A 9,067-nucleotide genomic window follows, 5' to 3' on the forward strand; every position below is an offset into this window, starting at 1 on the left:
GGCTTACACCGGCTGCATTGCATTGATAGGTACACCCTCATCGAAATATGATCAGGAGTGACCCGTCCGTTGAATGCAAAGGCGCGCTTCGTGTCCGACAACTGCTTCGCAGCGAGCCTGATCGAGGCCGCGAGGCAGGTGACCGCAATCTATGACACGGCCCTGCGTCCAGCGGGCATCAATGTCACCCAGTTCAACATGCTTGCAGCCATTACGCTGCTGCAGCCCGAAACCATTTCGGCGCTTGCCGCTGCGATTGGAATGGAACGTTCAACGGCATCGCGGAACCTTGCGGTGCTGAAGCGGAATGGCTGGATCGAGAGACGCGAGGCCAACGGGGGTCCACGGTCTGGTGCCATCTCGCTTAGTCCGGGCGGCAGGGCGGTGTTCGAGCTTGCCTTTCCGCTTTGGTCAGAAGCTCAAGAGCACCTTGCCCAGCAACTGGGCACGGACCAGACCGCAGCTTATCGCGACGTCCTGAAGCAAGTTCGCGCCACCTTGGGTGATGACGCGGACTAGGTGTCTTCAACCCCTTGCACCCCGCATATTGAGGTACGCGATAAGGTGCAGGATGATGAACATCGGCACCAGGAACGAGGGGATCATGGTCAGCGGAAACTCCGCCAGCAGGCCCGTATGCTGGCTGAAGTCCATTCCTTCGCCGCCACGGTCGCGCAGTGCGATCCCCATCGAGAAGGCAACTATGAAGTCGGTCATCCCTGCCAGGATCAGGCCATTTGCGGCCCTTTCCCACCCAGGAAGCTTGCGAGCAACCTTGATCGCGACGAACGGGGCCATCAGTCCTACGGCAATATCGCCGATTCCTGCGGGGGCGGCGAACGCCGCCGGCAGCAGTCCATAACCCCAGTAGAAGACAAAGGCGGCACCGACTACGCGCCAACCCTGCAACGCAATGATCAGGGGGAGATCAAAGCCAAGAACCCAATCGCGAACCCGTTTCGAGAAGCGAAACGCGGCATAGAAGGTCGCCGGCGGCAGTACTGCCGCAAGGAGAATGTTGACCGGCGGCAGGGAGCCTTGCGCCTGAAAACCTCCACGCTGCGCAAGAACCGCAATCAAACAGCCCCAAACCGCAACCACGACGATGGTCGGCAGGGTGACAATTCGTGAATGACTCATGCTCGCACCTTCCTTGATCAACCTTCGAAGCATAACTCCAATTATTGTATGGTGTATATACACACATAAATGTTGTCAAGGCACCCCTCATCCTAGTGCGGCCAGCCGGATCGACCGGATGGAGACCGGAGGCAGGTCTCGCTTTTCGACAGCCGCGCCTCGCCCCCCGAGAACTGACCCCCACAGGCCTCATTGCAGTTGACAGGGTTGCATTCACAGATAAATTGACATCGTCAATATAAAGGATGGCGACATGCTGCTAAGAATCTCCGTGGCGCTCAGCGCGCTCATATACCTCGCGCTTATTCCGGCACTCGAGATCGGGCCAACGCACGTCTCCAACCCCGACTGGCCTGCCCACGCCCGGCTGCATGAAGTGTGGCAGCTCACCAGCAATGCACTGCTTTCCCTGCTAGCGCTTTGGTTGGTCTGGCGAACAAGCCAGGCGTCTACAGGCGGCCTCATCGCCTTCTTCATCAACATCGGCTTCCTGGCCGCATACTTCAGCGCGGAAACCTACGGCGGGAGCATGGTTCACAGCGATGGTTCGGAACTGCTGGTGTTCGGCGTCAATCCGGCGCTCGCAGTGGTTGCTCTGGTGACCGTGGGAATCGCCATGTCCTTGGTTCGACATCCAAGGCAGGCTGCGTGACCGACACGCCCGAAGACCCACCCCAGCGCATTGTGCTGCAGGGCTGGCTGCGCTGGTGCGGACCGCTCGTCGCGGTCCTTGTGGCATTGGTGGTCGCATTCGACAGCGTCGCAGCCGAAGAACCTAGCTGCCCCGTTGATACCCATCTTCAGGCTGACATCGACAAGCTTGCAACCGATGCGATGCGCGAAAGCGCTACGCCGGGATTGGCGTTGGGCATCGTCCGCGAAGGACGCATTCTCTATCTCAAGGGTTATGGGGTCGGGCGTAAGGACGCCCCCACCCCGGCCAAGGTAACTTGTCGCACCACCTTTCACGTGGCCTCGCTGTCGAAACCGGTGATCGCGACAATGGTGCTCCAGGCGGTCGAGCGTGGTGAACTGAAAGAGGCGCAAACCATTGCGGATGTCCTGGGCTCGGGCAGCCCAAGCGTGACCGTCGGCGCCCTCCTGACCCACACGGGCGGCATGCGGGACTGGTCGCATGCCAAGGCGCGGCGCACCGAAGGCGAGCGTTCCGCCTATTTTCGCGCGATCCTCAAGAAGACGAAGCGCGTCGGCAGAACCGGTGAATTCCGCTATTCGGACACGGACTACAACATCCTTGGCCTGATGCTCGAGACGATATCCGGCCGGCCGCTCGACGCACTCGCTCGGGAACGAGTCTTCACTCCACTGGGAATGAGCGACAGTGCTTTCGCCAGACCTTTAGGCGACTTTGACTTTGCCTGGCCCCATCTGGGTACTTCCAATCGGCCAGCACAAGAGCATCCATTTGACATAGCATTTGCCCCCTCCTCGGGCTTGCAAGCCTCGGTTCGCGACCTCGCGCTTTTCGCGAAAGCCTGTCTCGACAGGGATGAGCGGCTCCTCAGCGCAGCCGGCTTTCGCAACGCCATTGAGCCGCGTACTTCGACAAGCTGGGCCGGCATTTTCCAGTCCCCCGTATGGCAAGTCGTCAAAGCTGACGGCCGCACAGTCCTGCAACACGGGGGCACCGACACAGGCTTTCGTGCGCTGCTCTCGCTCTATCCAGACACCCGTTCGGCGATCGTTATATTGGCCAACGGCGAGGAGCTCGATCGCTGGAAGCTGAGGCAGGACATCGAGAGGGTACTGATGCACGATTAGATCGCGCGACGCCTGTTGTTAGGCCAGCTGCAAGCCCATGAAGCTGGTGCGCGGCACGGGATTGTTGGTGATCGGTTCCGCCGGCTCAAAGCCAAATCGCTCGTAGAGGGCGCGCGCATGTTCGAACTCTTCGAGCACGTCCAAACGCATCTCGCGATACCCAGCCTCGTGCGCCTGACCGATAAGGGCCGAGACCAGCTTGCCCCCCAATCCAAGGCCACGCGCGCTGGACCGCACATAGAGCCGCTTCATCTCGCAGATTGTTTCGTCATGGCGCCGCATGGCGATGCAGCCGGATACTGCGCCACCCACGCGGGCGAGAAGGACGCAACCGTCCGGCAATTCATATCCGGCAGGGAAACGCGCGAATTCTGCATCATTGTTCTGAAAATCGAGATTGGTCTGGGTTCGGCCAATATATTCCCGCCAGATCTCCAGAACTGCAGCGTTGTCATCGGGATACCGGGCAATACTGATCACTTTTTGTCGCTCCTTGTTTCAGCCCAATCACCTACCCGTTCGAATGGTCGATTCTCCGAATTCCATCCCTGCAGGATCGACCGGAAGCGCACGAACTGCCTCGGCCAGCTCGAGCATGGATCGCGCATCCCAATCGCTCTCGGGCTTCATTCCATCGAGATGGGCCAACAGCACCGAGGGTTCGAGCCAGGATTGGAACAGCGGAAGACCGATCTCGACGAGCAAGACCTCCGCCTTGTTCAATCGTTCCGCGAACTGCTCGTCGGTCGTATAGGATCGAATCTTTAGCGACAGGTACTGGTCGACCACTTGGCGATCCGCGTGATCCAGCCTCATGAATGGATCGGGATTGAAGTAGCTATTCAACCAGCCGATGCTGCGGCTATAGTGACAATGGTCCAGCTTCGGCACCTTGCCCCGGCTGGGCCTTTCCCAGCGATCATAGAGCTGGTCGATCGCGAGGCCGATACCAAAAGTAATAGGTTCATCCAGACCGTATCTCGCAGAAACCTCAACGCCGATGCAGATCGTGGCGAATGGATGGCGCCGATACCAATGCCCGCCGGTTCCCCGGAAGCCGTGCTCCCGTAGCGTCGCACCGAGCGAGCAATAGAATTCACGCGCTCTTGCCTTCGTTTCCTTGCTGACCATAGTTCCGAGTAATCAGGACTTTGAGAAATTCTGCTGTCCGGTAATTGCGAATCCTTACCGAGGTATTGCCGGACGCTCGGCGGTGCCGGGAACGGCGTATCCCTTCAAGACGGCCGGCCTTTCTGCGATCCGCAAATACCACTCGCGCACGTTGGGATAGGCGTCGAGATCGATCTTCTGGTGTTCGAACCGCGATGTCCAGGGCCATACCGCCATGTCGGCAATCGAGTACTCGCCAACGATATATTCTCGATCGGAAAGTTGGCCGTCGAGCACGGAGTAGAGCCGCTGCGCCTCTTTCGAAAAGCGCTCGGCCGAATAGTCGGACGCGCCCGCATTGTAGTGCATGAAATGCGCCGTCTGGCCGAGGATCGGGCCGAAGCCGCCCATTTGCCACATCAGCCACTGGATGGTCGCCCAGCGGGTGGCCGGATCCGTTGCAAGGAATCTGCCCGACTTCTCGGCCAGGTAGAACAGGATCGCACCCGATTCAAAAATGGTCAGCCCGGTCTCCGAGTCCCGGATCGCCGGGATCTTGTTGTTGGGCGTTACCTTGGTGAACGCATCCGAGAACTGCTCCCCCTCATAGATATTGATCGGGTGGACCTTGTAGGGAAGTTCCATCTCTTCCAGCGCAATCGAGATCTTGCGCCCGTTGGAAGTGTTCCACGTATATAGTTCAATCATCTTGCAAGTCCTTGCCCGGGCGAAGCAGCTTTGAAACGTCTCGTAGCGCCGCTTCCGCTCCTGTTTGCATTCGTTTCATGATTTCGGCGGCGGGTTCGACTTGGCGGACGTTCCCAACCCCCTCTCCGACGATTAGCGGGGCAACATCGAAGTTCCCCGCACCTAGCGCCTCTGCGAACACGGCCCTTTCGTGCGGACCAGCCTGCCGGAATTTGGCGGCGTTACGCCAGGTGGCGCTGAAGTGGTTGCGCCCGGCCCGCAAGGTCCAGGGGGCAGGCCAGTCCAAGCCCCGTGCCGCATCGAACAGATCGGTGCGCTCGGTCGAAGCCCCATCCATTCCGGTCGCGCGTTGCTTGGCGTTGGGATGGGCCAGAGATTCCGTGGCCGCATAGAAGGCCGTCCCGCAGAGGCCCCCCTCAGCGCCGCGGACCAGGACTGAGGCCAGCGCGCGACCGGTGCCGATGCCGCCTGCAGCAACGATGATGGGGCCCAGATCCGCTTCGACGATATCGTCGAGCAGAGGGCCCAGCGAACGTTGCGCGCCGTGCCCGCCGGCTTCGGTTCCTTGTACGACGATTACATCTGCGCCTTGCCCCGCGGCTGCGCGTGCACCTTCCACCGTTTGCACTTGCATGAAGAGCTTGGCTCCGACCTGCGTCACCGCCGGTGCCAGATCGGTCGCGTCCCCAAACGACAGAAAGATCGCGGCCGGCCTGCGCTTGATCACCCGGTCGAAGGTCGAACGATCCTGCAGGGCGCGCCAGGTAATGAAGCCGACACCGACTGGAGTCTCACCGGCCAGGTCAAGCTCGCGCAGGACGTCATCTGTCGCCAGATAACCTGCCGCAAGGAATCCGAAGCCTCCTGCAACAGAGACCGCCGAGGCGAGGGCCCCGCCCGATACGCCCGCCATCGGGGCGAGAATGATCGGGACACTCAGCCCAAGGGCCTCGGTCAGACGGCTCGAAATCGCCATCACTCAGCCCGGCCTACTGGCTCGCAGCCTGCCGTCGGCGGAATTCCTCCACCGGGAGCCCGCCAAGACCCCAATCTTCCATCTCGACGACATCGATGACCACATGGGTCGTGGCTGGATTCTTGCCGAGGGTATCAACCAGCAGCTGAGTGACGCCGGCGATCAGCTCGGCCTTCTTCTCGGGCGTTGCGCCGTCGGGTGTAATCTTGATGTTCACGTATGGCATGGCGCCTTATCCTCTTCTGGCAACAGGTCGAAATGGAATACCTTTGAGATAATCCTCCAGCGACCCTGATCGAGAATGAGTGTGAGGAAATCGGTGAAGTACTTTTCACCGATCGAACAGCGGACCCGGGCAAAAGCCGTCTTGGGCCCGGCAAAGGAAATCGCCTCGACCGCATCTCTGCGAATTTCCCCGCGTGCAGCGGGGGGTGTACGTGCTTCAACGACGGGGAAATACTCGTCCATCGTCCAATAGACCAGATCCTCTCCAGTCGGACAAACGTATATGGCACGCGGATGAAACACCCTCCGAAGGGCTTCAACATCGCACTCATAGAGCGCGTCGAAGTAGGTCTGCAGGGCATCGAGCACCGCAGATTGCGACCCGGGTGTTGGTACCATATCCATTGTCCGCTTTGGAGAAGTTCGCAGGGTACGATCGAGGCGACCGATCACGTTAGCCTTCTACGAGGCCTTCGGCGATCATGGCCTTGCGCACGGAAGGACGCGTGGAGATCCGCTCCACATAGGCCTGGAGATTGGGCCACTTGGCCAGCCCGATACCCGTCGGACCGGTCCAGGTTGCAACGGTATAGGTGTAGGTATCGGCGACGGTGAATGTGTCGCCGAGCAGGTACGGACGACCATCGGCAAGCAGCGATTCAATATAGTCGAGACGGACCGCAACCTTGGCTTCCGCGGCCGCACGGTCGCTCTCGGTGAGCTCCACGCCCGAGAAGAAGGGCACGAATGCCTTGTGGAACTCCGATGCCGTGAAGTTCAGGTACTGCTGTAGACGGGTCCGTTCGATCGTTCCGTTTGCCGGAGCCAGCCCTGCGTCAGGGTTTCCGTCAGCCAGATGCTGCAGAATGGCCGGCGCTTCGATCAGAACTTCGCCATCATCCAGTTCCAGGGCCGGGACATAACCGAGCGGGTTGATCTTGCGGAAGTCGGCACCGCTTTCGGTGGTCTTGGTGGCGTTATCGATTTTCTCGGCCGCGAATTCTGCTCCGACTTCATTGAGGGTTACGTGAACCGCAAACGAACATGCACCCGGGAGGTAGTACAGCTTCACTTTCATACTCCATTTGATTTCAGGTCGACCGGAGGTATGAAGGGTGGTCACGACTGTAAACCTAGTATCGTATGGTAACCGGAAGAATCGGGTTTCCATTTGGTAACGTGGAGCGTCACCCATGGCCCTCAAAATCCGACAGAACCAAAGCCCCGAGCCGCCCGAGAGCTGCCCGTTAACCGAATGCATGAAGATCATTGGCGGCGCTTGGACGCCCAACATCATCTGGTCACTGCGGGCCGGGCCGCGACGGTTCAGCGAGCTGAGGGTCGATATCCCGCCTATCTCGCCCAAGGTACTGAGTACGCGATTGCGCGACCTCGAATCCCGCGGCGTATTGACCAGGACTATCATGCCCACCTCCCCGCCATCGGTGGAGTATGCGCTGACGCCGCTTGGCGCGCGCCTGATGCCAGCGATCGAAGGGATCGTTGACGTGGGTCACGCCCTCAAGCTTCAGGGCTACAAAGCCTAACCAGACCGGTACGGGCACCAGCCATGCGCGCCTGCCGACCAAACCTCTGAAGGCCACTCCGAATGCCGGACCTCGAATTCAAGATCTACGATGTCTTCACCGAAACGCGTTTCGCCGGGAACCCGCTGGCCGTATTTCTCGATGCCCCAGGTATCGACGATCCAACCATGCAGGGGATCGCCAACGAGCTGAACCTGTCGGAAACGGTCTTCATCACAGGGAGGCCGAAGTCAGGCGAGTTCGAGATGCGGATCTTCACTCCGCAGACCGAGTTGCCCTTTGCGGGCCACCCGACCGTTGGAACGGCTTTAGCCCTGCGCGATGCCGGTCTGGTGCAGGATATCGCAAGGCTCAATCTTCCTGCCGGAACCGTTGAGGTGGCGATTGATGGTAGAACAGCCACATTCCGGGCCCCATTGCCCTCCAGCCTCATCGATCTGCAGATGACCAATGATGCAGCAGCCGAACTACTGGGCCTCGCAGCCGAGGACATCAAACAGGTCGAGATCGCAGCGGCGGGTGTGCCCTTTGCCTGCATTGAGCTGGCTTCGCGCGTGGCGCTTGCCAACTGCAGTATCGCAATGGGCGCGTGGAAGCGCGACTGGTCGGGCAGCGAAGCGTCCCACATCTATGTCTATTGCTGTGGCGCGGAACAGGGCGATCTGGACGCCCGTATGTTCGCCCCCGCCATGGGGATCGCCGAGGACCCCGCGACGGGCGGCGCGGCTGCGGCCATGGCGGCGATCCTGCCTGATGGCGACTACCGGATCACTCAGGGCGAAGATATGGGCCGCAAGAGCCTCATTCTGTTGAGTGTCCGTGATTGTCGCGCCCGAATCGGCGGGGCTGCGGTGCAAGTCGGCAAAGGCGAAATCCACGGCTGAACAGCCAGGCTGATCGATAGATTGGCAGCACCCGCCCTTGCATTTGGCGGCGCCAAAACGGCTGCCCTAAATCCAGACGCCTCTTGGGGCGCCCTTAGGCAGGAGAACTCCCGCTGCCCTCACTTTCCTCCAGCTTCCGGAGAATCGCGGAGACCGACGCTTCCAGCACATGCAGGCGCGACTCGATCTGTTCGACGCTGGTCGTCGAAGGGTCGGCAGACAGCACGGCGATCCGGCGCATCTGCTCCGCAAACCACTGACGGGTAATGTTCATTTCGATCCTCTCAGGCCGTCGGATTGATTTCCACTCTGACTCTTGCTCCATAACTACAATTATTGTATGTATGGCGCAAGCCCAGCAAAAGCAGCATGCTCAAGGAGGATCCGTTGCACCCGCTCACAGTCTACATCGAAGGATTTCGTCACGCGCTCGCCAACGGCGGGTCCCTGCCCGCCTCGGCCCGGATGGATGTCGACGGCGCCGGTTCGATCCATATTGCGGAAGGCGAAGTCAGCGACCGCCAGGATCCGGCCGCCTGCATCATGCGCACCAGTCACGAAATCTACGACCAACTCTACTTCGGCACGATCGACCCGACGATCGCCTTCGCCAAGGGGGACCTCAGCATCAACGGCGACATGGCCGTCGCATTGGCGATGCAGGGGCTCTTCGAGAAGGCCAGGGCGGCCTGATC

General features: G+C 60.2%; 15 protein-coding genes. 6 read left to right on the plus strand and 9 right to left on the minus strand.

Annotation, left to right across the window (positions count from 1 at the left end; genetic code table 11):
• The first annotated feature begins 57 nt into the window (after positions 1 to 57).
• On the plus strand, positions 58 to 519 hold the full coding sequence (locus HQR01_RS04185; protein ID WP_173212826.1) for a MarR family winged helix-turn-helix transcriptional regulator: 462 nt from the start codon (positions 58 to 60) through the stop codon (positions 517 to 519).
• A gap of 6 nt (positions 520 to 525) precedes the next feature.
• Here HQR01_RS04185 and HQR01_RS04190 read toward each other — a convergent pair whose 3' ends face one another.
• The gene (locus HQR01_RS04190; RefSeq protein ID WP_173212828.1) at positions 526 to 1,140 is read right to left on the minus strand and encodes a hypothetical protein; all 615 of its coding nucleotides are present in this window, start codon (positions 1,138 to 1,140) and stop codon (positions 526 to 528) included.
• A 253-nt stretch (positions 1,141 to 1,393) separates the two neighbouring features.
• Between HQR01_RS04190 and HQR01_RS04195 the strand changes: the two genes are divergently transcribed.
• Both HQR01_RS04195 and HQR01_RS04200 read left to right on the plus strand, forming a co-directional pair.
• A complete protein-coding gene (locus HQR01_RS04195) occupies positions 1,394 to 1,792 on the plus strand; it encodes a hypothetical protein (protein ID WP_173212830.1) in 399 nt (132 codons plus the stop codon).
• Positions 1,789 to 2,922: a serine hydrolase domain-containing protein gene (locus tag HQR01_RS04200; RefSeq protein ID WP_173212832.1), complete on the plus strand. Its 1,134-nt coding sequence runs from the start codon at positions 1,789 to 1,791 to the stop codon at positions 2,920 to 2,922. Before HQR01_RS04195 ends, HQR01_RS04200 begins: the two co-directional genes overlap by 4 nt.
• Positions 2,923 to 2,940: 18 nt before the next feature.
• Here HQR01_RS04200 and HQR01_RS04205 read toward each other — a convergent pair whose 3' ends face one another.
• The 7 genes from HQR01_RS04205 to HQR01_RS04235 form a co-directional block, all read right to left on the minus strand.
• Positions 2,941 to 3,402, minus strand: a complete 462-nt coding sequence (locus HQR01_RS04205) for a GNAT family N-acetyltransferase (protein WP_173212834.1) — start codon at positions 3,400 to 3,402, stop codon at positions 2,941 to 2,943.
• 27 nt (positions 3,403 to 3,429) lie between these two features.
• On the minus strand, positions 3,430 to 4,053 hold the full coding sequence (locus tag HQR01_RS04210; RefSeq protein ID WP_173212835.1) for a DUF4304 domain-containing protein: 624 nt from the start codon (positions 4,051 to 4,053) through the stop codon (positions 3,430 to 3,432).
• A gap of 54 nt (positions 4,054 to 4,107) precedes the next feature.
• Positions 4,108 to 4,740: a glutathione S-transferase family protein gene (locus HQR01_RS04215; protein WP_173212836.1), complete on the minus strand. Its 633-nt coding sequence runs from the start codon at positions 4,738 to 4,740 to the stop codon at positions 4,108 to 4,110.
• Positions 4,733 to 5,716 carry an NAD(P)H-dependent flavin oxidoreductase gene (locus tag HQR01_RS04220; RefSeq protein ID WP_173212838.1) on the minus strand — a complete coding sequence of 328 codons (984 nt, stop codon included), beginning with the start codon at positions 5,714 to 5,716 and terminating at the stop codon, positions 4,733 to 4,735. Before HQR01_RS04220 ends, HQR01_RS04215 begins: the two co-directional genes overlap by 8 nt.
• Before the next feature lie 13 nt (positions 5,717 to 5,729).
• On the minus strand, positions 5,730 to 5,942 hold the full coding sequence (locus HQR01_RS04225; protein WP_173212840.1) for a tautomerase family protein: 213 nt from the start codon (positions 5,940 to 5,942) through the stop codon (positions 5,730 to 5,732).
• Positions 5,930 to 6,310: a nuclear transport factor 2 family protein gene (locus HQR01_RS04230; protein ID WP_199800357.1), complete on the minus strand. Its 381-nt coding sequence runs from the start codon at positions 6,308 to 6,310 to the stop codon at positions 5,930 to 5,932. The genes HQR01_RS04225 and HQR01_RS04230 overlap by 13 nt, the downstream gene beginning before the upstream one ends.
• An 85-nt stretch (positions 6,311 to 6,395) precedes the next feature.
• A complete protein-coding gene (locus tag HQR01_RS04235; protein ID WP_173212842.1) occupies positions 6,396 to 7,013 on the minus strand; it encodes a glutathione binding-like protein in 618 nt (205 codons plus the stop codon).
• Positions 7,014 to 7,134: 121 nt separating this feature from the next.
• Between HQR01_RS04235 and HQR01_RS04240 the strand changes: the two genes are divergently transcribed.
• Entirely contained in the window at positions 7,135 to 7,488 is a 354-nt protein-coding gene (locus HQR01_RS04240; RefSeq protein ID WP_173212844.1) for a winged helix-turn-helix transcriptional regulator, read from the plus strand.
• Between the two features lie 62 nt (positions 7,489 to 7,550).
• On the plus strand, positions 7,551 to 8,372 hold the full coding sequence (locus HQR01_RS04245; RefSeq protein ID WP_173212846.1) for a PhzF family phenazine biosynthesis protein: 822 nt from the start codon (positions 7,551 to 7,553) through the stop codon (positions 8,370 to 8,372).
• A 94-nt stretch (positions 8,373 to 8,466) separates the two neighbouring features.
• On the opposite strand, the gene HQR01_RS04250 is transcribed toward HQR01_RS04245, so the two are convergent.
• Positions 8,467 to 8,646 carry a hypothetical protein gene (locus HQR01_RS04250; protein WP_173212848.1) on the minus strand — a complete coding sequence of 60 codons (180 nt, stop codon included), beginning with the start codon at positions 8,644 to 8,646 and terminating at the stop codon, positions 8,467 to 8,469.
• A gap of 113 nt (positions 8,647 to 8,759) precedes the next feature.
• Here HQR01_RS04250 and HQR01_RS04255 point away from each other — a divergent pair, with 113 nt between their 5' ends.
• On the plus strand, positions 8,760 to 9,065 hold the full coding sequence (locus HQR01_RS04255) for an SCP2 sterol-binding domain-containing protein (protein WP_173212850.1): 306 nt from the start codon (positions 8,760 to 8,762) through the stop codon (positions 9,063 to 9,065).
• Positions 9,066 to 9,067 lie beyond the last annotated feature (2 nt).

Source organism: Erythrobacter mangrovi (assembly GCF_013260645.1).
GTDB classification, from domain to species: domain Bacteria; phylum Pseudomonadota; class Alphaproteobacteria; order Sphingomonadales; family Sphingomonadaceae; genus Qipengyuania; species Qipengyuania mangrovi.